20 protein-coding genes and 2 pseudogenes are annotated in these 26,959 nt (G+C 72.6%); 9 read left to right on the top strand and 13 right to left on the bottom strand.

The annotated features are described in order from the left end of the window. Window positions 1–102 precede the first annotated feature (102 nt). The 3 genes from BX283_RS11900 (at window position 103) to BX283_RS11890 (ending at window position 5,655) form a co-directional block, all read left to right on the top strand. Window positions 103–3,567 (top strand): DNA polymerase III subunit alpha, encoded by a 3,465-nt coding sequence (locus BX283_RS11900; protein WP_101387593.1) that lies wholly within the window; start codon window positions 103–105, stop codon window positions 3,565–3,567. Next, window positions 3,564–4,592 (top strand): hypothetical protein, encoded by a 1,029-nt coding sequence (locus BX283_RS11895; RefSeq protein WP_101387592.1) that lies wholly within the window; start codon window positions 3,564–3,566, stop codon window positions 4,590–4,592. Before BX283_RS11900 ends, BX283_RS11895 begins: the two co-directional genes overlap by 4 nt. Before the next feature lie 184 nt (window positions 4,593–4,776). Continuing rightward, entirely contained in the window at window positions 4,777–5,655 is an 879-nt protein-coding gene (locus BX283_RS11890; RefSeq protein ID WP_101387591.1) for a triacylglycerol lipase, read from the top strand. A 69-nt stretch (window positions 5,656–5,724) separates the two neighbouring features. On the opposite strand, the gene BX283_RS11885 is transcribed toward BX283_RS11890, so the two are convergent. Further along, window positions 5,725–6,756, bottom strand: coding sequence for a lytic polysaccharide monooxygenase (locus tag BX283_RS11885; RefSeq protein WP_101387590.1), 1,032 nt, complete (start codon window positions 6,754–6,756; stop codon window positions 5,725–5,727). 191 nt (window positions 6,757–6,947) lie between these two features. After that, window positions 6,948–7,448, bottom strand: a complete 501-nt coding sequence (locus tag BX283_RS11880) for a DUF402 domain-containing protein (RefSeq protein ID WP_101387589.1) — start codon at window positions 7,446–7,448, stop codon at window positions 6,948–6,950. 143 nt (window positions 7,449–7,591) lie between these two features. On the opposite strand from BX283_RS11880, the gene BX283_RS11875 reads away from it, so the two are divergent. After that, window positions 7,592–7,966, top strand: coding sequence for a GntR family transcriptional regulator (locus BX283_RS11875; protein WP_101387588.1), 375 nt, complete (start codon window positions 7,592–7,594; stop codon window positions 7,964–7,966). A 120-nt stretch (window positions 7,967–8,086) separates the two neighbouring features. Here BX283_RS11875 and BX283_RS11870 read toward each other — a convergent pair whose 3' ends face one another. Beyond that, window positions 8,087–9,181, bottom strand: a complete 1,095-nt coding sequence (locus tag BX283_RS11870; RefSeq protein ID WP_373979162.1) for a DUF5925 domain-containing protein — start codon at window positions 9,179–9,181, stop codon at window positions 8,087–8,089. A 151-nt stretch (window positions 9,182–9,332) separates the two neighbouring features. Here BX283_RS11870 and BX283_RS11865 point away from each other — a divergent pair, with 151 nt between their 5' ends. Beyond that, entirely contained in the window at window positions 9,333–10,688 is a 1,356-nt protein-coding gene (locus BX283_RS11865) for a xylan 1,4-beta-xylosidase (protein WP_101387586.1), read from the top strand. 17 nt (window positions 10,689–10,705) lie between these two features. Here the strand turns inward: BX283_RS11865 and BX283_RS11860 are convergent. The 5 genes and pseudogenes from BX283_RS11860 to BX283_RS40035 form a co-directional block, all read right to left on the bottom strand. Continuing rightward, window positions 10,706–11,956: pseudogene (locus BX283_RS11860) on the bottom strand (lipopolysaccharide biosynthesis protein); the annotation flags it as partial. Window positions 11,957–12,055: 99 nt separating this feature from the next. Then, the gene (locus tag BX283_RS11855) at window positions 12,056–12,823 is read right to left on the bottom strand and encodes a polysaccharide deacetylase family protein (protein WP_101392286.1); all 768 of its coding nucleotides are present in this window, start codon (window positions 12,821–12,823) and stop codon (window positions 12,056–12,058) included. 20 nt (window positions 12,824–12,843) lie between these two features. Then, a complete protein-coding gene (locus tag BX283_RS11850; RefSeq protein ID WP_101387585.1) occupies window positions 12,844–13,989 on the bottom strand; it encodes a glycosyltransferase family 2 protein in 1,146 nt (381 codons plus the stop codon). After that, window positions 13,986–14,789 (bottom strand): glycosyltransferase family 2 protein, encoded by an 804-nt coding sequence (locus BX283_RS11845; protein ID WP_257582602.1) that lies wholly within the window; start codon window positions 14,787–14,789, stop codon window positions 13,986–13,988. Before BX283_RS11845 ends, BX283_RS11850 begins: the two co-directional genes overlap by 4 nt. 438 nt (window positions 14,790–15,227) lie before the next feature. Next, window positions 15,228–15,542 carry a hypothetical protein gene (locus tag BX283_RS40035; protein ID WP_143676419.1) on the bottom strand — a complete coding sequence of 105 codons (315 nt, stop codon included), beginning with the start codon at window positions 15,540–15,542 and terminating at the stop codon, window positions 15,228–15,230. Between the two features lie 348 nt (window positions 15,543–15,890). On the opposite strand from BX283_RS40035, the gene BX283_RS11840 reads away from it, so the two are divergent. Next, the gene (locus tag BX283_RS11840; protein ID WP_101387584.1) at window positions 15,891–16,706 is read left to right on the top strand and encodes an SGNH/GDSL hydrolase family protein; all 816 of its coding nucleotides are present in this window, start codon (window positions 15,891–15,893) and stop codon (window positions 16,704–16,706) included. Here the strand turns inward: BX283_RS11840 and BX283_RS11835 are convergent. After that, window positions 16,676–18,379, bottom strand: coding sequence for a serine/threonine-protein kinase (locus BX283_RS11835; protein ID WP_101387583.1), 1,704 nt, complete (start codon window positions 18,377–18,379; stop codon window positions 16,676–16,678). The genes BX283_RS11840 and BX283_RS11835 overlap by 31 nt on opposite strands. Before the next feature lie 257 nt (window positions 18,380–18,636). On the opposite strand from BX283_RS11835, the gene BX283_RS11830 reads away from it, so the two are divergent. Continuing rightward, a complete protein-coding gene (locus BX283_RS11830; RefSeq protein WP_101387582.1) occupies window positions 18,637–18,900 on the top strand; it encodes a hypothetical protein in 264 nt (87 codons plus the stop codon). A 30-nt stretch (window positions 18,901–18,930) separates the two neighbouring features. Here BX283_RS11830 and BX283_RS11825 read toward each other — a convergent pair whose 3' ends face one another. The 4 genes and pseudogenes from BX283_RS11825 to hmgA form a co-directional block, all read right to left on the bottom strand. Next, window positions 18,931–20,127, bottom strand: coding sequence for a CaiB/BaiF CoA-transferase family protein (locus tag BX283_RS11825; protein ID WP_101387581.1), 1,197 nt, complete (start codon window positions 20,125–20,127; stop codon window positions 18,931–18,933). 115 nt (window positions 20,128–20,242) lie between these two features. Continuing rightward, window positions 20,243–21,396: pseudogene (locus BX283_RS11820) on the bottom strand (type ISP restriction/modification enzyme). A gap of 249 nt (window positions 21,397–21,645) precedes the next feature. Further along, window positions 21,646–22,428, bottom strand: coding sequence for a GntR family transcriptional regulator (locus tag BX283_RS11815; RefSeq protein WP_257582600.1), 783 nt, complete (start codon window positions 22,426–22,428; stop codon window positions 21,646–21,648). A 131-nt stretch (window positions 22,429–22,559) separates the two neighbouring features. After that, window positions 22,560–23,879 carry a homogentisate 1,2-dioxygenase gene (gene hmgA, locus BX283_RS11810; protein WP_101387579.1) on the bottom strand — a complete coding sequence of 440 codons (1,320 nt, stop codon included), beginning with the start codon at window positions 23,877–23,879 and terminating at the stop codon, window positions 22,560–22,562. A 105-nt stretch (window positions 23,880–23,984) separates the two neighbouring features. Here hmgA and BX283_RS11805 point away from each other — a divergent pair, with 105 nt between their 5' ends. Together BX283_RS11805 and BX283_RS11800 are read left to right on the top strand one after the other, a co-directional pair. Beyond that, window positions 23,985–24,590: a TetR/AcrR family transcriptional regulator gene (locus BX283_RS11805; RefSeq protein WP_257582598.1), complete on the top strand. Its 606-nt coding sequence runs from the start codon at window positions 23,985–23,987 to the stop codon at window positions 24,588–24,590. 128 nt (window positions 24,591–24,718) lie between these two features. After that, on the top strand, window positions 24,719–26,938 hold the full coding sequence (locus BX283_RS11800) for a molybdopterin oxidoreductase family protein (protein WP_101387578.1): 2,220 nt from the start codon (window positions 24,719–24,721) through the stop codon (window positions 26,936–26,938). Window positions 26,939–26,959: the final 21 nt, after the last annotated feature.

Here is a 26,959-nt window from a genome sequence, read left to right as displayed (position 1 = left end):
AGGTACCTCCGTATGTATCGAACATCTGTGTCGTACGTGCGTTCGAAATTGGTCTATGGTGAAAGGAGGGGGAAGTGAGAACGACTGGTCCAGGAGGTGCGGATGCCCGGTTTCACGCATCTGCGCACCGTTTCGGGTTACTCCCTGCGGTACGGGGCTTCCCACCCGGAACGGCTGGCCGAGCGCGCCGCCGAACGGGGGATGGACGCACTCGCTCTCACCGACCGGGACACCCTCGCCGGTGCCGTGCGCTTCGCCAAGGCGTGCGCCGCGGCGGGGGTGCGCCCGCTCTTCGGCACCGACCTCGCCGTCCCGGAACACCTCCTCGACCAGGGGAAGGGGCAGGAGGCCGCCCCCGCCCGGCGTCCGCGCACCCCGGTGCGGGGCGGCGCCTTCGTCGACGAGTCGGCGCCGCGCGCCACCTTCCTCGCCCGGGACGGCGCCACCGGCTGGGCCGAGCTCTGCCGGCTGATCACCGCCGCCCACACGGCCACCGGACAGCCCGTCCTCTCCTGGTCCGCGCTGCCCGCCGACGGACTCACCGTGCTGCTGGGACCCGCGTCCGAAGTGGGCCGGGCGCTCGCCGCCGGGCGCCCGGACCGGGCCGCGCGCCTCCTGGCGCCCTGGCGCGAGCTGTACGGCGACGCCCTGCGCCTGGAGGTCGTGCACCACGGGCGCGCGGGCACCGGGCCCGGCTCGCTGCGGCTCGCCGCCCGCACCCTCGGCCTCGCCGCCGAACAGGGCGTACCGGCCGTGCTGACCAACGCCGTGCGGTACGCGGACGCCGGGCTCGGGCCGGTCGCCGACGTCCTGGACGCGGCCCGCCGGCTCGTCCCCGTCGACCCGCGCCGGGGGCTGGACAGCGGCGAGCGCTGGCTCAAGGAACCGGCCGCCATGGCCCGCACCGCCGAACGCGTCGCCGAGGCCGCCGGGTTCCGCCGGGACGCCGCGCACCGGCTGCTCACCACGACCGAGGAGACCGCCGCCGCGTGCCGGGTCGACCCCGGCGAGGAGCTGGGCATCAAGACGTACAGCTACTTCCCCGAGCCCCATCTCGTCGGCGCCGCGGACCGCACCCCGCAGCGGGTCCTCGCCTCCCGGGCCGCCGCCGGCATGGTGCTGCGCGGCTACGACAACGACCCCGCGTACTGGGAGCGGATGCACCGGGAGCTGGACGTCATCGCCTTCCACGGCTTCGCCGCGTACTTCCTCACCGTCGCCCAAGTCGTCGACGACATACGGGAGATGGGCATCCGGGTGGCCGCGCGCGGCTCCAGCGCCGGGTCGCTCGTCAACCACCTCCTCGGCATCGCCCACGCCGACCCCGTCGCCCACGGCCTGCTGATGGAGCGCTTCCTGTCCACCCGGCGCTATGTGCTGCCGGACATCGACATCGACGTCGAGTCCGCCCGCCGCCTCGACGTCTACCGCGCGATCATCGGCCGCTTCGGCACCGAACGGGTCGCCACCGTCGCCATGCCCGAGACCTACCGGGTCCGCCACGCCGTACGCGACGTGGGCGCCGCGCTGTCCATGGACCCGGCCGAGATCGACCGGATCGCCAAGTCCTTCCCGCACATCCGGGCCCGGGACGCCCGCGCCGCGATGGCCGAACTGCCGGAGCTGCGCGGGATCGCGGCGGAGCAGGGGCGGCACGGCAGGCTGTGGGAGCTGGTCGAGGCGCTGGACGGGCTGCCGCGCGGGATCGCCATGCACCCGTGCGGAGTGCTCCTGTCGAACATCACGCTGCTGCGCCGCACCCCGGTGGTGGCGACCAGCGGCGAGGGGTTCCCCATGTCCCAGTTCGACAAGGAGGACGTGGAGGACCTCGGCCTGCTCAAGCTGGACGTCCTCGGCGTACGGATGCAGTCGGCGATGGCGCACGCCGTCGCCGAGATCGGCCGCACCACCGGCCGGAAGCTGGACCTCGACGACCCGCGCCAGGTCCCCGAGGGCGACCTGCCGACCTACCGGCTCATCCGCTCCACCGAGACGCTCGGCTGCTTCCAGATCGAGTCGCCGGGCCAGCGCGATCTGATCGGGCGGCTCCAGCCCTCCACCTTCCACGACCTGGTCGTGGACATCTCGCTCTTCCGGCCGGGGCCGGTCGCCGCCGACATGGTCCGGCCGTTCATCGAGGCGCGCCACGGGCGGGCCCCGGTGCGCCATCCGCACGAGGACCTGGCGGACGTCCTGGGGGAGACCTACGGCGTGGTCGTCTTCCACGAGCAGCTCATCGAGATGCTGGCCGTCATGACCGGCTGCGACCGGGCCAGGGCCGACCAGGCCCGGCGCGCCCTCTCCGACCCCGAGTCGCAGGAGAAGATCCGCGTCTGGTTCGCCGCGTGCGCGGCCGAGCGCGCGTACACGCCCGAAGTGATCGACCGCACCTGGGAGATCATCAAGGCCTTCGGCTCGTACGGCTTCTGCAAGGCGCACGCCGTCGCGTTCGCCGTGCCGACCTACCAGTCGGCCTGGCTCAAGGCCCACCACCCGGCCGCCTTCTACGCCGGGCTGCTCACCCACGACCCCGGGATGTACCCCAAGCGGCTGCTCCTCGCGGACGCGCGGCGGCGCGGGGTGCCCATCCTGCCGGTGGACGTGAACCGGTCGTCGGCCGCCCATCGAATCGAACTGGTGTCCAATTCCCGGATCTGGGGGCTTCGGCTCGCGCTCGCGGACGTCCAGGGGATCAGCGAGGCCGAGACCGCCCGGATCGAGCAGGGGCAGCCCTACTCCTCGCTGCTCGACTTCTGGCGCCGGGCCAGGCCCAGCCGCCCCGTCGCCGAACGGCTCGCCCAGGTCGGCGCGCTCGACACGTTCGGCGGCAACCGGCGCGACCTGCTGCTGCACCTCGCCGAACTCCACCGCGCCCAGCGCGCGGCCGGGTCCGGCGGCGGCCAGCTGCCGCTCGGCGACGGGCGGCGGACGGCCCGCGCCGGACTGCCCGACCTCGACGAGGCGGAACGGCTCAGCGCCGAGCTGGGCGTCCTCGGCATGGACGCGTCCCGCCATCTGATGGTGGATCACGAGACGTTCCTGAAGGAGCTGGGCGTGGTCTCGGCCAAGCGGCTGCGGGACGCCGGGCACGGCGAGACCGTCCTGGTCGCGGGCGCCAAGGCGGCCACCCAGACCCCGCCCGTCCGGTCCGGCCAGCGGGTCATCTTCACCACGCTGGACGACGGCACGGGCCTGGTCGACCTCGCCTTCTTCGGCGACAGCCACGCCGCCTGCGCGCACACCGTCTTCCATTCCTGGCTCCTGCTGGTACGCGGGGTGGTGCAGCGGCGCGGCCCGCGCAGCCTCAGCGTGGTGGGCGCCGCGGCCTGGAACCTGGCCGAGCTGGTCGAACTCCGCCACGAGGGCGGCCTGGACGCGGTCTCGGCCCGGCTGTCGGCGCCGCACCCCGAGAGCGAGGGGGCGGCCGGGGAGGAGTCCGACGGCGGACGCCGTATCGAAATGTCCACGGGGTATCAGCTGAACCCCTGGGCCGACCTCCAGCCCCCCGGCGAACAAGCCGCCACCGGCCGGAAGCTGTGGCACCAGAGCCAGGGGAGCGCGGGATGATCCTCTGCGTCCGGTTCCATGCCGAACCCCCCGGCGCCGCGGGCGGTGGCTGCGAGGCCGCGCTCCCCGCGCTGCTCGCGCTGCTCGGCGGGCTCACCCCGGTCGTCCAGGCGCTCCCCCCGGACGCCGCGCTCGTCGATGTGCGGGGCGCCGAGCGGTACTTCGGCTGGAACGCGGCCCAGCTCGCCTCCGTCATCCGGGTCAGGGCGCTCGCCCACTGCGGGGTGGACTGCACCATCGGGGCCGGGCCCAACCCCATGCTGGCCCGGATGGCCGCCCGGGGCGCCCGGCCGGGCACGACCCTGGTGCTGCCCCCGGACGGGGTGACGGAGTTCCTGGCGGACAAGCCCGTCGCCGCGCTGGACGGGGTCGGCCCCGCGACCGCCCGTACCCTCTGCTCGTACGGGCTCGACTCGGTCGGCAGGGTCGCCGCCGCCCCGCTCGCCACCCTGCAGCGGATCGTCGGCGCGCGGGCCGGGCGCGAGCTCCACGAACGGGCCCTGGGCATCGACCGCACGCCCGTCGTGCCGAACGCGGCGGCCCGCTCCCTCGGCGCCGAACGCTCCTTCCCCCGCGACGAGGTGGACCCCGGCCGGCGACGCCGTGCGCTGCTCTCCCTCGCGGAGGAGCTGGGCGCCCGGCTGCGCGGTGCGGAGCAGGTGTGCCGCTCCCTGACGCTCACCGTCCGGTACGCCGACCGGTCCATCACCACCCGTGGCCGCACCCTGCGCGAGCCCACGGCCCACTCCCCGGCGCTCACCGCGCTGGCGTACGCCATCCACGAGTCGCTCGGCCTCCAGCGGGCCCGCGTCCGGAGCGTCTCCCTGCGGGCCGAGGGGCTGATGCCCGCCCGGCTGGCCTCCCGGCAGCTGACGTTCGACCCCGCGGACGACCGGGCCCGCCGCATCGAGGCGGTCGCCGACCGCGCCCGCGCCCGCTTCGGCCCGGCCGCGATCGTCAGCGCGGCGGCGGCGCCCGGTCCGCAAGCCGCTCCCGCCCCCGGTTCCCTGGCCGACGCCGCTTGACCCGCGCCGCCGCACGCCCCGGGAAGTGGCGGAGCCGGTCGAGCTCGGCGACACGGCAGTTTTTACCGACGCGTAACTTCACTTCTCAGGCTACTGGTGCGTAATTTGGCGAGCGAACAGCACTGTGGTCCGGATCACAGGGTGTGTCCCCGCAACTCCCCTTGAGCCGCAAGGAGATCGCCCGATGCTGCCCTGGAAGCCCCGCCGTGCCTGGAAACACCTGGCCAGACCGCTGGCGGCGCTGCTGCTCGCCGCCGCGGCCACCGCCGTCCCCGCGACCGCCGCGCACGCCCAGTCCGCCCCCAGCAGCGGCTGGAACAACTACGCCTGCAAGCCCTCCGCGGCCCACCCCCGCCCCGTCGTCCTCGTCCACGGCACCTTCGGGAACTCGGTCGACAACTGGCTGGCCCTCGCCCCGTACCTGGTCAACCGGGGCTACTGCGTCTTCTCCCTCGACTACGGCCAGCTGCCGGGCGTACCGCTCTTCAACGGCCTCGGCCACATCGACAAATCGGCCGAACAGCTCGACGGTTTCGTGGACAACGTGCTCGCGGCGACCGGCGCCCCCAAGGCCGATCTGGTGGGGCACTCCCAGGGCGGCATGATGCCGCGCTGGTACCTGAAGTTCCTGGGCGGCGCCGCCAAGGTGAATACGCTGGTCGGCATCGCGCCCGACAACCACGGCACCACCCTGCTCGGCCTCACGGCGCTGCTGCCCTACTTCCCCGGCGCCGGTGACCTGCTCAACCTCGCCACCCCCGGCCTCGCCGACCAGGTGGCCGGGTCGCCGTTCCTGGCCAAGCTCAACGCGGGCGGCGACACCGTTCCCGGAGTGCACTACACCGTCATCGCCAGCAAGTACGACGAGGTGGTCACCCCGTACCGCTCGCAGTTCCTGAACGGACCCGATGTCGACAACGTCCTCATCCAGGACAAGTGCGCCCTCGACCTCTCCGAGCACGTGGCGATGGGGCTGACCGACCGCATCACCTACCACGAAGTGGTGAACGCGCTCGACCCCGCGCACGCCACGCCCACCACTTGCCTGTCCGTCATCGGCTGAGACGCACACGAGGCCCCTCTACCTACGAAGTAGGTGCAAGGGGCCTCGCCCTGTGGGGGTGCCGGGGGATCAGCGGCCGTGGCGGCCGCCCGCCGGTGCGGCCTTGCGGCGGACGGTCAGGAAGAGGAACGCGGCGCCCGCGGCCAGGGCGGCCGCACCGCCGAACGCCAGATACGGGGTGGAGCCGCTCCCGCCCGTCTCGGCGAGGTTCTCGGTACGGGCGCCCTCCTGGGCCGGAGCCGCGGCCACGCTGTCGGTGTGGGGCTGGTTGGCGGACTGCTCCTTGGCGGCGCCCTTGTCGCCAGCCTTGTCGGCGGCCGGCCGCGCCGGTGCGCCCGCGCCCGTGTTCGCGTCGTCGTCGCCGTGGCCGTGGTGCTCCACCGTCGACTTGGCCGCGCCGTCCTCGACCTGCTGCCGGGTGGGCGCCGAGGCCGTCGGGGCCGGGGCGGATCCGGCGCCGCCGCTGTCCTTGCCGAACACCACGTCGGAGCAGGTGTAGAAGGCTTCGGGGCTGTCCGAGCGCTGCCAGATCGAGTAGACGAGGTGGCGGCCCGACTTGGCGGGCAGGGTGGCGTCGAAGACGTAGTCCCCGTTCCGCATCGACGGGTTCGTCACCTTGGCGAACGGCGCGGACTCCAGGTCCGACCACTTCAGAGGCTTGGCGGGGTCGTAGCCGTCCTCGGTGACGTACAGCTCGAACGTGCCCTTGTGGGGAGCCGTGCCCTTGTAACGGAAGGTGTGGCGCCCGGCGGTCAGCTTGGTGGACGGCCAGTCGGCGCGCGCCAGGTCGAGGCCCTTGTACTTGTCGTTGCCCGCGCTGCAGAGCTTGCCGTCGGGGATGATCTGCTTCGACCTGCCCGCCGCGTTGGCGATGTTGACGGCGTTCCAGTCGTAGAACGCCTGGGTCCCGCTGGCGGCCACGGCCGCCTTGCAGGCGGCCGAGCGGGGGCTCTCCGGACCCTCGGCGTAGCAGGCGGAGACCCGGCTGACCGGATCCGTCATCGAGCCGTGGGCAGCGGCAGGACCGGCCGCGAGCCCGGTCAGCGCGAGCGGCCCCATGGCCAGGGAGGCAACGGTGGCGGCTTTGCGGCGAGCGGTCATCGTGACGTTCTCCTTCGGTGCTGCACGGGGTGGGCGTGGAGCACGCTAGCCGCCGAAAACCGCGAAATCGGCTGCTGGGAGGGGGTGATGGCGATCGTTATGGTCGCCTTAAGGAGTGACTGAGAGACGGTTAAGAACGGGCCTCCTCGTGCGGTCCGGTACCCCCGAGCCGACGGCCCTCCGCCGGTGCGCTAGTCGATGAGCGCCGTGAACCTGCCCAGCTTCGCCAGGAGTTCGAGCTCGTCCAAGGCCTGTACGGCGCGGTCCGCCGCCTCCGGGTCGCGCTCGGCCAGACCGCTCTCGGCGAACTCGTCCTCGTCCAGGCGGAGCACGGTGGCGCCGTCGGCGGAGATCCAGAGGTCCAGGTCGAGGTCCTCCACCACCACCGCTCCGTCGCGCACCACGGCGGGCCGGGTGATGTCGCAGTACCAGCCCTTGAGCGTGCCGTCGGCCGCCCGTACCTCCTTCACCGCGTACCAGCGGTCCCGCCAGTAGTGCTCGGTGAAGACGTCGCCCGGCTCGAAGCGGACGAAGCCGAAGTCGCGGACGCCGTCGGCCGCCCAGGGGGCGCGGACCGTGAGCCGCGTGCCGTCGTCGGACACCAGCGACGCCGGATAACCGATCTTCGTACGGCCGGACTTGACCAGGGTGACGATGAGGAGGGAGTCGGGCTCTACCGAGTTCGCGGGCATGACGTATCTCCGGGGCGCGGGCTTCGTGGGGGACCAGGTGCAGCGTGCTCGGACGTTCGCGCACATGGACTCGGACGTTACGCGTGGGGCGCGTCGGGTGCCTCCCATTTTCGCCCCGCGCGGGGGAGGGGCAGAATCGGCGTGTGACCCTGAAGATCGTCATTGACCAGGAAGCCGCGAGCGCGCCGTACGAGCAGCTGCGGGCCCAGATCGCCGAGCGGGCCAGGACGGGGGTGCTGCCCGTGGGGTACAAGCTGCCCACGGTGCGCGGCCTCGCCGAGGAGCTCGGCCTCGCCGCCAACACCGTGGCCAAGGCCTACCGCGCGCTGGAGGCGGACGGGGTGATCGAGACGCGGGGCCGCAACGGCACCTTCGTCGCGGCGGCGGGCGACGCGGCGGAACGCCGGGCCGCGGCGGCCGCCCGGACGTACGCCGAGGAGATGCGGCGCCTGGGCCTCAGCCGCGAGGCGGCGCAGGCGGCGGTGTCGGACGCGGTGCGAGCGGTGTACGGAGACTGATAGGCGTCAGCTGTCAGCTGTCAGCTGTCAGCTGTCGGTTGTCGGTTGTCAGTGGTCGCCTGTCACTTATCGCCTGTCATCTGTCATCTGTCAGGTGGCGACTGACAACTGACAACTGCCTTACAAATACAACCCCGCGTCCGCGTTCTCCCGGGGATCCGGGACGTTCGGCGGTGTGGTGCCGCGGCGCAGGGCGAACAGCTCGGCCAGAGTGGCTCCCTCGCGGCCCACGCCCTCCTCCGTGCCCAGCCATGTCACCGCCTCGCGGCGGGTCATGGGGCCCACTTCGATACGGGCCAGACAGCGGCCGGGGCGGACGACCGCGGGGTGCAGGCGCTCCAGGTCCTCGTTGGTGGTGACCCCGACCAGGACGTTGCGGCCCTGGCCCAGCAGGCCGTCCGTCAGGTTCAGCAGGCGCGACAGGGCCTGCCCCGCCGTGTGCTTGGCCTCGCCCCGGATCAGCTCGTCGCAGTCCTCCAGCAACAGCAGCCGCCAGCGGCCCTTCGCCGAGCCGTCGTCCTCGCCGATCGCGATGTCCATCAGATAGCCGACGTCGTTGAAGAGGCGCTCGGGGTCCAGGACGCAGTCCACCTGGCACCAGTCGCGCCAGGAGCGGGCGAGCGTGCGCAGCGCCGACGTCTTGCCGGTGCCGGGCGGGCCGTGGAGCAGCAGCAGCCGGCCCGCGATGTCGTCGGGGGTCACCTTCATCAGGCGGTCCATCGCCTCGGCCACGGGCGCCGTGTAGTTGGGGCGGACCTCCTCCCACGTACCGGCCGCGATCTGGCGGGTGGTGCGGTGCGGGCCGCGGCGCGGCGAGACGTACCAGAAGCCCATCGTGACGTTCTCCGGCACCGGCTCCGGCTCGTCCTCCGCGCCCTCGGTGGCCTGCTTGAGCACCCTCTCGGCGAGGTCCTCGCTGGTCGCGGTCACCGTGACGTCCGCGCCCCGGTTCCAGCGGGAGACCAGCAGCGTCCAGCCGTCGCCCTCGGCGAGCGTGGCGCTGCGGTCGTCGTCGCGGGCCGCGCGCAGCACGGTCGCGCCCGGCGGCAGCAGGCTGGCGCCCTTCTTGACCCGGTCGATGGAGGAGCTGTGCGAGAACGGCTGCTCGCCCGTGGCGAACCGGCCGAGGAACAGCGCGTCGACGACATCGGACGGGGAGTCGCTGTCGTCCACGTTCAGCCGGATCGGCAGCGTGGCTTCAGGGTTCGCGGACATGGCTTCCATGATCCGGCAACATGCCCCGCCGCGCACGGTGTTTTGTCCCGTTGGGCCGGGGCGGGAACCGGAGGCGGGGGGCGGGACGTTCCATGAGTGTTCGGTTGAAAAACGTCCGAAAGGCCAACCTCCGTCGATAGGCTGGATCGTGATGCGTCGTCATGTATGGGCTCCGGTCGCCCTGCTCGGCCTGATCGCGGCCGTGCTCGCGCTGGTCCTCGCCATGACCGGCTCCACGGGCGGCTCGTCCGAGGACAAGTCCTCCGGTGGCCCCACCGGCCCCGCCCGGGACGACCCCGCGCTCGGCTGGGGCTTCACCCACACCCAGTTCAGCGCGGACAGCGGCACCCCCGATGCCGTCGCGCGCGCCCGCGAGCTGCTGGCCGGGCAGTCCGTGCCGCAGAACCAGGCGATCATGGGCTGGGGGGCGGGCAACCCGGAGCCGTCGCCGGGGGTGTACGACTTCGCGGACCTCGACCGGCGCATCGCCTTCATCCGCTCCACGGGATCCACCCCCGTGATCACGCTCTGCTGCGCGCCCGACTGGATGAAGGGCGGCAAGCCGGGCGCGGACCACACGGACTGGAGCCTCAAGTCCTTCGAGTCCGCGCCGCTCCCCACGCACTACAAGGACTTCGCGGACCTCTCCGCGACCGTCGCCAGGCGCTACCCGGACGTGCGCCACTTCGTGGTGTGGAACGAGTTCAAGGGGTTCTTCGACGACACCAGCCAGCGGTGGAACTACGAGGGGTACACCCAGCTGTACAACCTCGTCTACGACGAGCTGAAGAAGGTCGACGAGGACAACCGGGTCGGCGGCCCCTACCTGGTCATGGACAGCTACGCCCCGGCGGACACCCAGTTCGCCTCCGAGCTCAAGGGCCCCTGGGGCTCGGTCGACCGGCGGGTGCTGGACGCCTTCACCTACTGGAACACGCACAAGAAGGGCGCCGACTTCGTGGCCGTCGACGGCGCCGGGTTCACCCGCGACAGCCAGGCGCTGCCCGACCCGTTCACGGCGCTCGACAAGTTCACCGATGTCGGCCGCTGGCTGCGCGAGCACGCGGACGGACTGCCGCTGTGGTGGACGGAGTACTACGTGGAGCCGGAGAACTCCGGCTGGAGCGAGCAGCGCCGGGTCGCCGCCCAGGCCGCCGCGATGATCGCCATCGCGCGGGGCGGGGCGACCACCGCGTTCTACTGGAGCCCGCAGCAGACCACCGCGCCCTGCCCCGGCTGCCTGTGGAAGCCGACCCAACTGGCCGACGGGGGAGCCGCGTTGCCGATGTACGGGCTGGTCTCCCGGTTCGCCGAGGAGTTCCCGCCGGACACGCGGTACGAGACGGTCGAGAGCACCGCCGACGACATACCCGGCAGCGGCATACGGGTGCTGGCGAGTGCCAAGTCCGTCCTCGTCGTCAACACCCTGGACCGCGCGGTCCAGGCCCGCGTCGACGGCCGGGCGGTCCCGCTCGCCGCCTACGAGGTGCGCTGGCTCGACCGCTGATCCGGGGCGTCCGGATGATCCGGGGCGTCCGGAGCAGGCACCGCCCCGGCTCCCGTGCCCGCTCCCGACCCCGCCCGCAGCACCCCGTACAGCTTCGCCGCCGCGATCACCGCGATCACCGCGAGGCTGGACACCTCGGCGAGGCCCACTCCCGTCAGACCCATCGACGGGAGCAGGGCCAGGGTCGAGCCGAGCACCAGGACGCACAACGCGCCCTGGAGGCCCGCGAGTCCGGCGGTGCGGCTCCGCGCGCGCAGCACCGCGAAGTACAGCTCGATCACGACCCGAAGGAGGGCCCCGGTCACCAGCAGGCGCAGCAGCGGCGTCGCGTGGTCCGCGTACCCCTGGCCGAAGACCCGCAGGACCAGCGGGGCGAGGACGAAGAGCGCGGCGCAGATCGGCGCCACGATCTTGGCCATCCGGATCAGCGCGGCGCGCGCGTTGCGTCCGAGGCGGTCGGGGTCGTGGGCGCCCTCGACGGTCAGTGAGGCGCCCATGTTGATGGCGAGGAGTTCCACCGTGCCGCCGATGGTGGCGGTGATGTAGAAGTACGCGTTGTCGGACGAGCTCACCTGGGAGGCGACGATCACCGGCACCAGATAGACGACGGCGAGGGCGAAGAGCGAGCCCGTGTAGTCGCCCGCGAGGAAGCGGCCGAGCTCGCGGTGGCCGGGCGGGCGCGCGGTCGCGGCGGTCAGTTCCACATGGCGGGGCACGAGCCGTCGGAAGACCAGCCAGCCCAGCGGCAGTACGGAGACGGCGATCGCCGCCACCCAGGAGACGAAGACGCCCGTGGTGGGCAGCGCCGTGGCGATCGCCGCCAGGAGCAGCAGCTTCACCGTGGAGAAGGCGGTGTTGCCGACCGGCACCCAGAACGCGCTGCGCAGCCCGGTCAGCACCCCGTCCTGGAGGGTGAGGACCGCCCAGGCGACGACGGCGGCGACGAAGCCGAGGCCGTGCAGCGGCCCGTGCAGAAAACGGTAGGAGGGGCCCCAGACGTCCAGGGTGAGGAGGAAGACCACGGCGGCCGCGGCGACGACGACGGCGCTGCCCGCGTAGGTGCGGAACACCAGCCTGCCGGTGGCCGCGCCCGCCACCGGGATGAACCGGGCCAGGGCGCCGGTCAGGGTGAGCGCGGTGATCCCGGCGAGGAACTTCATCGCCGCGATGGCCGCCGACCCCTGGCCGACCGCGTCCTCCGTGTAGTACCGCGCGGCCACCAGCCAGAAGCCCAGGCCGAGGACCGCGCTGATACCGGTGTTGACCATCAGGGCATAGGCGTTCCGGAAGAGCGGGGTGCCGTCACGTTTCTCCCGGGAGCGTGCCCCGCGCCGCCCGGCGGTGGTCGACCCGGTCACCGTGGCCGCTCACCTTCCGGCCAGTGCGCGCCCGGCCTGCCGTCCCCGGCGGACCAGCGCGTACCCCTTGGTGAGGACGCGGTCGCGGGCGAAGGTGCGGCCGATGGCGCGCCCTTCGACCAGCCGCTCGAACTCCTCGATGCCGGTGCCGCGCCGCACGGTGACCCGTTCCAGGGCGTACGGGCCCTGGCGGCGCTCGGCGAGGGCGTTGCCGACCGCCAGCGCCTGGGCGAAGCCGGCCGCGCGGACGGTCCGGCGGACCCGGCGGCTGGAGTAGCCGTAGGGGTAGGCGAAGGAGACGGGCCGGGTGCCGAGCTCCTCGGCGACGATCTCCTTGCAGCGCAGGGTCTCGAACCACAGCCGGTCGTCGCCGAGTTGGTCGAGCTGCGGATGGGTGTGGCTGTGGCCGCCGATCTCCGTGCCGGCCGCGGCCAGTTCGCGCACCTGGTCCCAGTCGAGCATGGTGTCGGGCGCGCCGCCCTCCTCGTGCGCGCCGCGCAGCCAGCCGGTCGAGACGAAGAGGGTGGCGGCGAAGCCGTGCCGGGCGAGCACCGGCAGGGCGTGCCGGTGCACGCCTTCGTACCCGTCGTCGAAGGTGATCAGCACCGGGCGCCGTGGCAGCGCGCCCGCCGAGCGCCACGCGTGCGCCAGCCCGGCCGTCGTCAGCGGGGTGAAGCCCCGGTCGGCCAGCACGTCCATCTGCGCGGCGAACGCGCCCGGGGAGACGGAGAGCCCATAGGCCGCCTCGGCCGGGCGGTGGCCCACCGCGTGGTACATCAGGATCGGCACGGACGCACTCACGCGGCGGCCTCCTCATCGGTCCCGGTCCCGGTCCCCGAGCCATTGACGGACCCGGCCCGGGCCTCGGCCGCGTTTCCGGACACGGCCGTGTCCCCAGCCCCGTTCCCGACCTCGGTCCCGCTCCCGGCCCCGGTCCCCGGCTCCTCCCCCGACGGGATCGGCCCGACCTCGAAGACCATGTCGCCCCGCCGGGCCCGCCAGGAGCCCAGCGCGTATCCGGCCGCGGCCACCGCGACGCCCGTCACGATCGCGCCCGCGCGGCCCGCGCCGCCCGCCCGTCCGAGCACCGCGTCGCGCAGCCCCCGTACGACACCGGCCGGAAGCACCCGTGTCGTATAGCGGCGCTCCGATTCAAGGCCCTTGCCCGCTCCCACGCTTCGGGCGACCAGCGCCTTGGAGAGGCCCTCGGCGTACGTACGTGTGCGGAAGTAGCCGAAGCGCTCGCGGGCGGGCGGGACGCGGTGGTGGATGATCGCGCGGTCGTCGATCAGGAGCACCGCATCGGGCAGGGCCCGGGAGAGCCGGATGCACAGCTCGGTCTCCTCGCAGCCCAGCGGCCGTTTGTCGCCGTCGCGGCCGATGCCGGTGGCGAAGCCCCCGGCCGCGTCGAACGCGGTGCGCCGGAAGGAGGCGTTGCCGCCCAGGACGTTGCGGACCCGCACCCGGCCGGGCGGCAGGCCCCGGTACGTACAGCCCACCACCCAGTCGAACTCCTCGGGGAACCAGGCCGGGCGGCGCCCCAAGGCCCAGGCGGGCTCGGTGCGCCCGCCGACCGCCATCACCCGGGGGTCGGCGTACCCCGCGTGGAAGTGCCGCAGCCAGTCGCGCTCGGCCACGGCGTCGTCGTCCAGGAAGGCCACGAACGCGCCCCGCGCCGCGGCGATCCCGGTGTTGCGCCCGGCCGAGAGGCCGCGGGGGCCCGCGTTGGCGAGCACCCGCACCTCCCCGTCCGCCGCGCACTCCTCGTACTCCCGGCGCAGCCGTTCGAGCAGCGCCGGGTTGTGGTCCACGACCAGCAGGGTCTCCAGTGGCGGGTGCGACTGGTGGCGCACCGAGGCGACCGCCGCGAGGATGTCCTCCCAGCGGTCCTCGGTGTACACGCAGATCACCACGGAGAAGTCGCGGGTCTGACGTTCGGTCAAGACACTTCTCCCCGCCTGGCGTTGAGGCCGACGGCCTGCGGTCGCCGGTGGCTGCGCGGCACGGCCTTCTCCTTGAGGATCACCTTGAGCACCCGGATGCCGTCGCGCACGGCGCTGAGGTTGGAGACGCCGTGGATCCGGTTGTACTCGTGGCTGGGCACTTCCTGGACCCGCAGACCGGCCTTGACGATCCGGATGTTGATCAGGGTCTCGATCTCGAAGCCGCTGCAGTCGAGGACGATCTTGTCGAGGCAGTGCTTCCAGAAGGCGTTGTAGCCGTAGCAGAGATCGGTGTAGCGGGCGCCGAACTTGCGGTTGACGATGCCGCAGAGCGCCCAGTTGCCGAGCTTGCGGACGGGCGTCATGTCGTCCGTGCCGCCGCCGTTGGCGAAGCGGGAGCCCTTGGCGAAGTCGGCGCCGCCGACCAGGGCGGACACATAGCTGACGATCTCCTCGCCGTCGGCCGAGCCGTCCGCGTCGACCATCACGATGATCTCGCCGGTACAGGCGGCGAAGCCGCTGATGAGGGCGTCTCCCTTGCCCTTGCCGACCTGCTTGACGACCTTGACGTCGGGCCGCAGTTCACGGGCGACCCGCACGGTGTCATCGGTGGAATTGCCGTCGACCAGGACGACTTCATGGATCCACTCGGGAAGCGTCTTGAAGACGTACGGAAGGTTTTCCGCCTCGTTCATGGCGGGGATCACGACGCTCACCGGCGGCGCGATCGCGAGATTGGGCGAGACCGCGCGGTAGTGCGCGGAAAAGGCCGGTATTCGGGCGGCGGATTCGTCGGCCACCGCGATCAGTGCGGGGCCGTCCGCTTCTCTGCCCGGCGATTGGGCCGCTGGATCTTCTTCCCGGCTCGCCGGGCGCACAAAAGAGCTCACGAGTCTCTGTCCCTCTCGTCCGGTGGACCGCCCGCCCCCGGGCGGTCCGGATGATGGTCCGGTTACGAAAGGGGGGTCCTCACCCCGGTCATGACGGGCTGGCATTCCGTCATGAAGGTCTCGCATTCCGTGCTGTGTGGGTGAGCTGGCTTTGCTGGCCGCGCGGCCCGTGACCGGTCGACGACGCACGAAGACCGAGCACGGTACCCCCCTAGCGCGCCCCGCCCCGGCACCCATCGACGGCGCTCGAGCCCTCCCCTGAAACCGCCGTGCGTGATGGACCGATGCGGGTGGATGTAAGACGGTATTGATGATTGGGACCGTATGGCAAGACCTTGGAACGCGGTCTCACGTTTTTGGGTTTTTGACCTTTCTCGACCGGTCGCTTGTGGAGTTCTTTGCTCCTGTTCCCGCCAGGAAAAGAAGAAAGCTGATCACGGCGACTGCCATGATCTCGCCACGTACGGACCGGACATGAGCATGTGCCAGGATTTCGGCGATCACCAGATCGATGAGTACCGCCCCTGACAACGACGCCACCGCGCGGGTGAGCGGTTCCCTTCGGCGCAAGGCGAAAAACAGCGCTTCGGCGGGAGCGGCGATCAAGAAATACAGCGCCAATGGCGCACGCAGCGGTGAATCCAGGGGAATGTACGCGAGCACCGCTCCGGCCGCGGACGCGGCGAGCGCGGCGCCGGACGCGACCGCCGTCAGGTCCGCGCGAGCCGATGACCTGTCATGTCGCGGACCCCGTGGGGCCGATGCCGTCCGGGCCACTCTGATCCTCTGCGTGGTGAGCGGGGCTTCAATGTGGCGCACCCCAGGTGGGCCGTCAAGGCAAGGGGCGTGCAGGTGAACTTCCGTGCGGCGAAGGTCAATTGACGGGAACTCAGGGTCAGGGGTTCACCCGTTGGAGCGGATTTCTGAAAGTTCTTGGCATGTCCACTTCCGGTGATCCCTACTCGCTGGTACCACATCTGTGGCGGATATCCCGCACTAGGAGGCCCCCACATGAAGCTCTCCCGTATGACGGCCTATGTGTCGTCGATCTTCCTGACCGCAGCCTTCGCCCTCACCGGGGCGGGCGTGGCCAGTGCCGCGACCCACGCCCAGGCCGCGGGCACCGATTATGTGGCGCTCGGCGACTCCTACTCCTCGGGAGTGGGAACCGGTACGTACGACAGCGCCAGCGGCTCCTGCAAGCGCTCGCCCAAGGCCTACCCGTCCCTCTGGGCGGCGTCCCACGCCCCTGCCTCGTTCGCCTTCACCGCCTGTTCGGGGGCGACGACCGACGATGTGAAGGCCAGTCAGCTCGGCCCGCTCACCTCCGCCACCGACCTCGTCTCGATCACCATCGGCGGCAATGACGCGGGCTTCTCCGACGTCATGACCACCTGCGTCCTGTATTCGCAGTCCACCTGCATCAACCGCATCGACCAGGCGCGCACCTACGCCGACACCGTCCTGCCCGGAAAGCTCGACTCCGTCTACGACGCGATCAGAGCCAAGGCCCCCAACGCCCATGTCGTCGTCATCGGCTACCCGCACTTCTACAAGATCGGCGGCAGCTGCTTCGGCGGGCTGAGCGACACCTCGCGCGCGGCCATCAACAGCGCGGCGGACGAGCTGAACACGGTCACCGCCAAGCGTGCGGCCGACCACGGCTACACCTTCGCCTCGGTCGTCCCGCCCTTCACCAACCACGAGATCTGCTCCAGCAGCTCCTGGCTGAACAGCCTGGTCTGGACCAACATCGGCGAGTCCTACCACCCGACCGCCGCCGGACAGTCCGGCGGCTACCTGCCCACCTTCGCCAACGCCGCCTGATCCCGGCCGGTCCTGTTCTGCCCGGCGGGTGATCCAGAGCCGCCGCCCGCCGGCTCCGCACCAGAGGAGGAGGCCCCGCCCGTCGGGGTCTCCTCCTTACACGTGATCGAATAGGACACCGAGTTGGAGTTCGCCGCGACCGGTGAGCGCACCTCCAGCTGCACCGCGTTGTGGACGGTCTTCCCGGCCTCGTACCCCGACTCGACGTGCCGCACCTCCTTGCTCCTGGCATCGCCGGACCCGAAGCTCAGCGTTTTCCACCCCGGCTCGGACGACTCCCCGGTGGCCGTCACCCAGCGGTACTGGACGTCCACCGGCGTACGGCCCACGGTGAACGTGGCGACCACGGCCGGGGCCGAGTCGTCCGGCGGCGGGCAGGTTCCCTCGTAACTTCCGCGAACGGTCTTGAGTGAGACCTTTACGGACTGCGCGGGCGGCGCGGAGCTGCTCGGGCTGGAACTGGGGGTGTTGGTGGGGCCCGTGGTGGCGGTCGTGGGGCTGTGGCTCTTGGTGGTGGTGTTGCTGCTGTGCGGTGTGGAGTGCGAGACCGGGCCCGGTGCGGAGGGTGTGCCCGCGCTCTCGTCGCCCCCTCCGCCGTCCCCGCGGTGCGTCAGCGCCCACACGAGCCCGCCGAGCGCGAGCAGCAGGAGCAGGGCTCCGATCAAGAGGACCACACCGGCCCTGCTCTGACGGCCCGTCGACGGCTCCGCCCTTTCGGGGTCGTACGCTCCCGGCGCCACCGGGGCGGTCGGCAGCGGCGGCGTCGGACCGAGGCCCGGCGCGGGCGCGGCGACCGTCGGGTCGTACGCCCCGGGATACGGCGGCGGGATGTCCCGCACCTCACCACCCGCGCCCACCACCCGCAGCTGGTGCTCGGCCTCCTCCGTCGACAGCCGCTCGGCCGGGTCCTTGCGCAGCAGCCCCGCGATCACCGGGGCCAGCGCGCCCGCCCGGTGCGGCGGCGGGAGCTCCTCGTCGACCACGGCCCGCAGTGTGGAGAGCGGGGTCGCCTGGCGGAACGGCGTGCTGCCCTCGACCGCCGCGTACAGCAGCACCCCGAGCGACCACAGGTCCGACGCGGGTCCCGGCGTGCGCCCCAACGCCTGTTCGGGGGAGAGGAATTCGGGCGACCCGATCACCTCGCCCGTCATGGTGAGCGTGGAGGTGCCCGCGACCATGGCGATCCCGAAGTCGGTGAGGACCACCCGGCCGTCGTTGGCGAGCAGCACGTTGGCGGGCTTCACATCGCGGTGCAGCACCCCGGCCGCGTGCGCGGCGCGCAGGGCCGCGACGATCTCGGCGCCGATGTGCCCGGCGCGCTGCGGCGACACCGGCCCGTCCGCCTCCAGGACCTCGGAGAGCGAGAGCCCGCGCACCAGTTCCATCACGATCCAGGGGCGGCCGTCGTGGGTCGCCACGTCATAGACCGTCACCACGTTGCGGTGCGAGATCCGGGCCGCGGCCCACGCCTCGCGCTCCAGGCGTGCGTACAGCCGCTGTTCGTCGGTGGAGTCGAGCCCGGCCGGAGCCCGTACCTCCTTGACCGCGACCTCGCGCCCCAGCACCTCGTCGCGCGCCCGCCACACCTCGCCCATGCCGCCGCGGCCGAGCGGGGACAGCAGCCGGTAGCGGCCCCCGATCACGCGCTCTTCACTGCCCGGCACTTCGCTCACTGGCGGGCCTCCTCGGCGAGGGCGCGACCACAACGGCGGATCCTCTCCACGTTAGCTCAGGTCAGCGCGGTAGTGGCCCCCTCCGACGCGTTGTCCAACTCGCCCTGGAATCAGGCATATTCGGAGAGTAATCGGTGCCTCGTGTCAACCCCTCCCCGGGAGAGGTGAATCCCACCACCGGGATACACGAGTGTGATGCGAGGGCGATAGGGTTACCCTGCCCGGGGCCGGGTGCCCTCGTATGGGTGGGGAGTGACATGGAACAGATAACAGTGCGCAGCAGGGCGCGAGTGCCTGCCATCACCTGCGGGAGCAGTGCGACCAGCTCGCGGCTCGACCGCCATCTCTCGGTGCTGGGCGGTCCCGCCGTCCCGCTGCGGGAGTCGGCCGAGGCGACCTTGCTGATGCGTGAGCTGACCTCGCGTGACGCCGCGCACAGCCACAGGAGCAAGAGCGCCCGCGTTTCGCTCTTCGCCCCGCTGCGGCGCCTTCGCCGCTCGCTCTTCGGCAGCCGCGGCTGACGCAGAGAACAACGACTTCCTGACCCACGCTCAGGCGATCACGCCGTCCCGGCGCAGCGCTGCTGTCAGCTCCTCTGTCATCCCCAGGGCTCGCAGCAGCGCTTCGGTGTGCTCGCCCAGCGCCGGTACCGCACCCATCCTCGGCTCGGCGCCGCCCGGCAGGACGACGGGCGGCAGCAGCGCCCGCAGCGGCCCCGCCGGTGAGTCCACCTCCCGCCAGCGGTCGCGCGCCGCGAGCTGCGGATGCGCGGCGGCCTGAGCGACCGTGTTGAGCCGCGCGCACGCGATGCCGGCGGCCTCCAGGCGGGCGATCGCCTCGGCGGCGGTCATCCCGGCCAGCGCCTCACCGACGGCCTTGTCCGTCTCCGCCCGGTGCGCGGTCCGCGCGGTGTTGGTCGCGTACGCCGGGTCTTCGGCCAACTCCGGTCGTTCCAGCACCTGTTCGGTCAGCCTCCGCCACTCGCGGTCGTTCTGTACGGAGAGCAGCACCTGGCCGTCCGCCGTCGCATACGCGTTGTACGGGGCGATGACGGCGTGCGCGACCCCTGTGCGCGCCGGTTCCGTTCCCCCGTGCATCACATGGTGCAGGGGATGCCCCAGCCACTCCGCCAGCGCGTCCAGCATCGAGACCTCCACCGGGCCGCCGCGGCCGGTGGTGCCCCGGCGCAGCAGGGCCGCGAGGACGCCCGAGTAGGCGTACATCGCGGCGGCGATGTCGGCGGCCGGGATCCCCGCCTTCACGGGCTGCTCCGGCGTCCCCGTCACGGACACCAGACCGGCCTCGCACTGCACGAGCATGTCGTACGCCCGCTTGTGCGCGTACGGGCCGTCGGCGCCGTACCCCGATATGTCGACCGCGACCAGGCGGGGGTGTGCGGCGCAGAGCGTGGCCGCGTCCAGGCCCATCCTCGCGGCGGCCCCGTGCGCCAGGTTCTGCACGAACACGTCGGCCCCGGCGATCAGCCGCCGCAGGACGTCGAGTCCGCGCGGGTCCTTCAGATCCAGGGCGATCGACTCCTTGCCCCGGTTGCACCAGACGAAGTGCGAGGCGAGGCCGCGGGCGGCGGTGTCGTAGTGACGGGCGAAGTCACCGCCGTCGGGCCGCTCGACCTTGATCACCCGGGCGCCGAGGTCGGCGAGCTGGCGGGTGGCGAACGGGGCGGAGACGGCCTGCTCCACGGCGACGACCGTGATCCCGTCGAGGGGGAGGGGCTGCGGAGTGCTCATGGAAGCCGTGCCTATCGTGGATGACCCACTTTTGTCACGGTCGACTTGCGGATCAGTCGACTTGCCGGTCCGAGGCGTCCGGATCAGGAGCCGTCCGGATCAGGAGGCTTCTGGATCAAAGGAGGGCCAGCTGACCGTCCGGGCCCTCTTCGTGGTGGTCGAGTACGGAGGCGGGGCGGCGGGCCGCGGGCGGTACGGGCAGGACGCGCGCCTCGACGAGCCGGTCCCGGGCGAGACGGGGACCGTCGGCCAGCTCCCGCTGCCGGGGCCGCAGTTCGTCGAGCAGGGCCAGCACGGTGATGAGCTCAAGGAGCTCGGAGGTCCACTCCTGCGGCCAGGAGGCGGGCCGCAGGGCTTCCAGGGTCCCCGGCTCACCGGTCCCGGTCCGCGCCTCGAACCACAGCTCCAGTACGCGTACGCCGCTCACCCCGAACTCCCAGGCGCCCGACGGGACGGGAGAGATCCGGCCCTCGCCGAGGTACAGGCTCTCGTCCTCCGGGTCGTACCGCAGGGTGTCCGGCCGGGCCGGGATCGCGGCCCGCACGTACGGCCGCCGGCCGCCGGGCAGCCGGGGCCTGTCGCCGCCGCGCGCCCCGCGCACGGTCAGCTCGACGATCCGGTGCCCCAGCTCGACGCCGCGCTCCCAGAGCCGGGGGTCGGAGGTGAGCGGCAGCACGCACCCCGAGGGCGAGGGCTGCGCGGCGGCCACGGTCCAGGCGAGCAGGTCCTCGGGGGTGACGTCGTGCCCGTACGCCTTGCCGAGGAAGGGGAGCAGGCCGGGCGTGACGTTGGGTTCGGTGGCGCCCGGGCGGCGGTAGAGGGGGCGGATGCGGCCCGGGCGGCCGGCGAGGGAGCGGCCGTCGGGGAGCAGGGCGGAGACGGTGAGGGCGGGCCCGCTGGTCTTCGGCACGTACCCCTGCTCGACGAGGAACACCTGCCGCTCGTCGGCGACCCGCCACAGCTCCGGGCGGGCGGCGTCCAGGAGGCGGTGATCGGGTATCAGCCACTGCTGGTCGAAGGGGCCGTGGGTGAAGCGGAGGGGGTGGGGCAGGGGCCGGATTCCAGGGCGAGGGGGGTGGTGCCTGCGGGGGTCGAGGGGAGGGCGGGGACGCGGGTGTGGAGGGTGCGGGTGCGGGTGGGGCGGAAGAGGTGTTCGCGGGTGTCCCCGTCCGCCTGGACGAGTCTGTCCCAGCGGGTCCTGAGCGTACGGGCGTCCGGGGCGGTGACCCAGGGGCGGCCGGGGCGGAGCTGGGCCACGGACCAGGGCATCAGGTCGTCGAGCGGCTGCAGGTCGTCACTCACGGGGGCCCATGTTAGGGCCTGCTGAGGTGGCTTGCCGGGGGCTGCGCCCCCAGACCCCCGTGTTCGGCTGCGGGCCGTGGTGGGTTGCTCGCGCAGTTCCCCGCGCCCCTGAAATGCTCGGCTTCGCCATCGCACTCGCCCGTACCCCCTAGGAGCGCGGGGAACTGCGCGACCAGCCCACCACCGGCCCGCAGACGAACACCCGCCCCCGGGAGGTCACCGCGCCTCCACCGTCACCGAGAACGAGAAGCGGTCACCCCGGTACCGGATCCGGGCCACATCCACCACCCGCCCCGCCACGTCGTACGTCACCCCCGTGTAATGCAGGATCGGCGACAGCAGCGGCACCTCCAGCAGCTCCGCCGTCTCCGGATCCGCCAACCGCGCCTCCACCGTGTCCGTGATCCGCAGGATCCGCACTCCCACCGCGTCCCGCAGCACCTTCGTCATGGGCCAGCGTTCGAGGTCGGCCACGTCGATCCCGGCCGCGAGCTCCGGACGTACCGCGTTCTCCGCCCAGTTGGTGGGCTCCCCGGTGTCCTTGTCGCGCCGCAGACGACGGTAGGTGACGACCGACTCGCAGTCGGGGAAGTACTCCGCGAGCTCCCCCGGCACCGGCTCCGGCCCGTGCCCGAGGACCGCCGTCGGCTCGCCCGACTGCTGCGCCACGATCGCGTCGATCGAGCCGAGCAGCCGCACCGGCGCCCCCCGCCGCGCGGCCGGCTCGATGAACGTGCCGCGCCGCCGGTGCCGGGTGATCAGTCCCTCCTCCTCCAGCTCCTTCAGCGCCTGCCGCATGGTGAGCACGCTCACGCCGTAGTGCGCGGCCAGCCGCTCCTCGGTGGGCAGCCGCAGCGAGGCGTCCGGGGTGCGGCCCAGTATCGACGCCCGCAGGGACTGCGAGACCTGGTACCAGAGCGGCAGCTTGCGGTTGAGGACCAGCGAGTCGGGGGCGAAGGCGGAGGCCGGGGGAGTGGGGGCGGGGGTCGAGGAGGTCACGGAGATTCCGTATCAGGCTCTGGGACGAAGCGGAAGGTACTGATCAGGATCCGGGAGGGGGCGGCTCGGCATGGCCCGGCCCGGGGAAACGAGCCGGACCGGGTCCGGCCACACCCGCCCCGTCACCCCCGTCACGCCCGGAAATGCCGCTCCAGCCCCCGCCACACCTCGTCGTACCCCCGCTGGAGGTGCTCCGCCGACGCCGCCTGTTCCGTCGCCGTCACCGGCCAGCGCGTCTCGAACATGAACGCGAGGCCGTCGTCGATCTTCTGGGGCTTCAGCTCCGCCGCGCTCGCCCTGTCGAAGGTCTCACGGTCGGGGCCGTGGGCCGACATCATGTTGTGGAGGGAGCCGCCGCCGGGGACGAAGCCCTCCGCCTTCGCGTCGTACGCGCCCTCGATGAGGCCCATGTACTCGCTCATCACGTTCCGGTGGAAGTACGGCGGGCGGAACGTGTCCTCGCCCACCAGCCAGCGCGGCGCGAAGACGACGAAGTCGACGCCCGCGAGGCCGGGGGTGTCCGACGGGGACGTGAGAACCGTGAAGATCGACGGGTCCGGGTGGTCGTACGAGATCGTGCCGATGACGTTGAAGCGGCGCAGGTCGTACACGTACGGGACGTGGTTGCCGTGCCACGCGACCACGTCGAGCGGGGAGTGGTCGTACTGCGCGGTCCACAGGTTGCCGCAGAACTTGTTGACCACCTCCACCGGGCCCTCGACCTCCTCGTACGCCGCGACCGGCGCCAGGAAGTCGCGGGCGTTGGCGAGGCCGTTGGCGCCGATCGGGCCGAGGTCGGGGAGCTGGAACGGCTGGCCGTAGTTCTCGCACACATAGCCGCGGGCCGTCGCGTCGAGCAGCTCGACGCGGAAGCGCACGCCGCGCGGGATCAGCGCGACCTCGCCGGGGCGGGCCGCGAGCAGGCCGAACTCGGTGCGCAGCAGCAGCCCGCCGTGCTCGGGGACGATCAGCAGCTCGCCGTCCGCGTCGCTGAAGACCCGGTCCATGGAGGCGTTGGCGTGGTAGAGGTGCACCGCCATGCCGGTGCGCTGGGTGGCGTCGCCATTGCCGCCCAGCGTCCACAGGCCCGCCAGCCAGTCCGTGCCCGGGGCCGGCTCCGGCAGCGGGTTCCAGCGCAGCCGGTTGGGGTCGGGCACGGTCTCGGTGAACGGCGCGCTGCGCAGATGGCCGTTGTCGGTGCGGACGAAGGCGGGGTGCGCGGCCGACGGCGTGATCCGGTACAGCCAGGAGCGGCGGTTGTGCGCCCTGGGCTCGGTGAACGCGGAACCGCTCAGCTGCTCCGCGTAGAGCCCCAGGGGCGCGCGCTGCGGCGAGTTCCGGCCATGCGGCAGAGCGCCGGGAACCGCCTCCGAGCTGTGCTCGTTGCCGAACCCCGGGGAGTACGTCAACGCCTCCGCCGTCTTCCTGGCCTGCTCGCTGCTGGTCGTCATCTGCCGCTCCCGCTGCCGAAGAATCCTGCAATCCTATGGGTCACCGTAGGATTCGGATTCGACCGCGTCAACGGCAAAACCGGCCGAGCGCGGCATGATGGGGCCGTGCCCCATGCGAACCTCCGCCGCGCACCGGTGCAGCAGCGCAGCGCCGAGCGCCTCAGCCGGATCCTGGACGCCTGCGCCGAGCTCCTGGACGAGACCGGTTACGAAGAGCTCTCGACCCGGGCCGTCGCCCAGCGGGCCGGGGTGCCCATCGGCTCGGTCTACCGGTTCTTCAGCAACAAGCGGGCGCTCGCGGAGGCGCTGGCCGCCCGCAACCTGGACCGGTTCGCGGAGATCGTCGGTGCCCGGCTCGCCACCATCGAGGCCGAGGACTGGCGCGGGGCGATCGACGCGGTGCTCGACGAGTACCTGGTCCTGAAGAAGACCGTGCCCGGCTTCAACCTGGTCGACTTCGGCGGCCCGCAGCCGGTCGCCGACCCCGCCGCCGACGCCAACCACCTCCTCGCCGACCGGCTCGCCGAGCTGCTCCCGGCTCAGTTCGGCCGCGCCCCCGACGCCGAGCTGCGCCTCACCATCCTGGTCGCGGTGGAGGCGGCGGACGCGCTGCTGCGGCTCGCCTTCCGCACCGACCCGGACGGCGACCCGGGCATCGTCTCCGAGACCCGGGAACTGCTGCACGCCTATCTGGCCAGGACCCTGGGCTGAGCCCTCGCCCACGACGGCGGTGCGGCGACTGCCGTAACGGTCCCGCTCAGCCCTCGCCACCATGCCTACCGGTCGGTATGCTCAAACCGCCCGCGCGTCACCACCGCCGCCCCGGGGAGGACCCCCCCATGTCCGCACTGCGCATCTGCCCCCTCTGCGAAGCCACTTGCGGGCTGACCCTGACCGTCGAGGGGACCCGGGTCACCGGCGCCCGGGGCGACCGGGACGATGTGTTCAGCCAGGGGTTCATCTGCCCCAAGGGTGCCTCCTTCGGTGAGGTCGACGGCGACCCCGACCGGCTCACCGCACCCCTCGTCCGCCGCGACGGCAAGCTGGAGGAGGCGACCTGGGACGAGGCGTTCGACCTGGTCGCGGCGCGGCTGCGGCCGGTGGTCGAGACGTACGGGGCCGACGCCGTCGGGGTCGTGCTCGGCAACCCCAACGTCCACACCATGGCCGGGGCGCTCTACCCGCCCGTCCTGCTCGGCGGGCTGCACACCCGCAGCCTCTTCACCGCCAGCACCCTCGACCAGATGCCCAAGCACGTCTCCAGCGGGCTGCTCTTCGGCGACCCGTTCGCCATCCCGGTGCCGGACCTCGACCGCACCGACCATCTGCTGCTGCTCGGCGCCAACCCGCTGGAGTCCAACGGGAGTCTGTGCACCGCGCCCGACTTCCCCGGCAAGCTGAAGGCGCTGCGCCGGCGCGGCGGCACCCTCACCGTCGTCGACCCGCGCCGCACCCGTACCGCCAAGCTCGCCGACCGGCACCTGGCCCCGCGGCCCGGCACCGACGCGCTGCTGCTCGCAGCCCTCGCCCACGTCCTCTTCGAGGAGGAGCTGACCTCGCCCGGGCAGCTCGCGGACGCGGTCGAGGGGTTGGCCGAAGTCCGCGAGGCCGTACGGGAGTTCACCCCCGAGGCGGCCGGGGCGGCCTGCGACCTCGACCCGGACGAGATCCGCGCCCTCGCCCGGGAGCTCGCGGCCGCGCCCACCGCCGCCGTCTACGGCCGCATCGGCAGTTGCACGGTGGAGCACGGCACCCTCGCCAGCTGGCTCGTCGACGTCCTCAACATCCTCACCGGCAACCTGGACCGGCCCGGCGGCGCGCTCTTCCCGCTCTCCGCCACCGACCGCGCCCCGCGACCGGCCGGGCCCGGCAAGGGGTTCGAGATCGGCCGCTGGCGCAGCCGGGTCGGCGGCCACCCGGAGGCCAAGTCGGAGCTGCCGGCGGCCGCGCTCGCCGAGGAGATCGAGACGCCGGGCGAGGGGCAGATCAGGGCGCTGATCGTGTGCGCCGCGAACCCGGTGCTCTCGGCCCCCGACGGCGACCGGCTCGACCGCGCGCTGGCCGGGCTCGACTTCATGGTCAGCGTCGACCCGTACCTCAACGAGACCTCGCGCCACGCCGATGTCGTGCTGCCCCCGCCGCCGCCCTCGCAGAGCGCCCACTTCGACTTCGCCTTCAACGCGCTCGCCGTGCGCAACCAGGTCCGCTACACCCGGCCCGCCGTCCCGCTCGCCGAAGGCAGGCTCGACGAGTGCGAGATCCACGCCCGGCTCGTCCTCGCGGCGACCGGTATGCACGGCGCCCCGGCGGACGCCGTGGACGCGATGGTCGTCGACCGCACGCTGGGCAAGGCCGTGGCCGACCCGCACTCGGCCGTGTACGGACGCGACCCCAAGGAGCTCGCGGCGGCGCTGACCGGCGACAGCGGGCCCGAGCGGCGGCTCGACCTGATGCTGCGACTCGGCCCCTACGGCGACGGCTTCGGCGCCGCCCCCGACGGGCTCACCCTGGAGAGGGTGCTCGCCCACCCGCACGGCATCGACCTCGGCCCCCTTCGGCCCCGCCTTCCGCAGGTGCTGCGGACCCGCAGCGGGCGGATCGAGCTGCTGCCCGCACCGATCGCCGCCGATCTGCCCCGGCTGCGGGCGGCCCTCGGCGCCCGCCCGGACGGGCTCGTCCTGGTCGGCCGGCGCCATCTGCGCTCCAACAACAGCTGGCTGCACAACATCCCGTCCCTGAACGGCGGTTCCAACCGCTGCACGCTCCACGTCCACCCCGAGGACGCGGCGCGGCTCGGGCTGCGCGACGGCGATCCGGTACGCGTCAAGGCGGACGGCGGCGAGGTGGCGGCGCCCGTGGAGATCACCGACTCGGTCCGTACGGGCGTGGTCAGCCTCCCGCACGGGTGGGGGCACAACCGCCCCGGAACCCGCCTCGGCGTCGCCGAAGGCCTGCCCGGCGTCAACGTCAACCAGCTGCTCGACGGCTCGCGCCTGGACCCGCTGTCGGGGACGGCGGTGCTTAACGGTTTCCCGGTCGAGCTGGTCGCACTTCGTTGACCTGGGGTTTTGCTCGTATTG

The sequence above is a fragment of the Streptomyces sp. TLI_146 genome, from assembly GCF_002846415.1.
Classification (GTDB): domain Bacteria; phylum Actinomycetota; class Actinomycetes; order Streptomycetales; family Streptomycetaceae; genus Streptomyces.
Note: the sequence above shows the minus strand (reverse complement) of the source record. Positions and strands in the feature narration are given on the sequence as shown.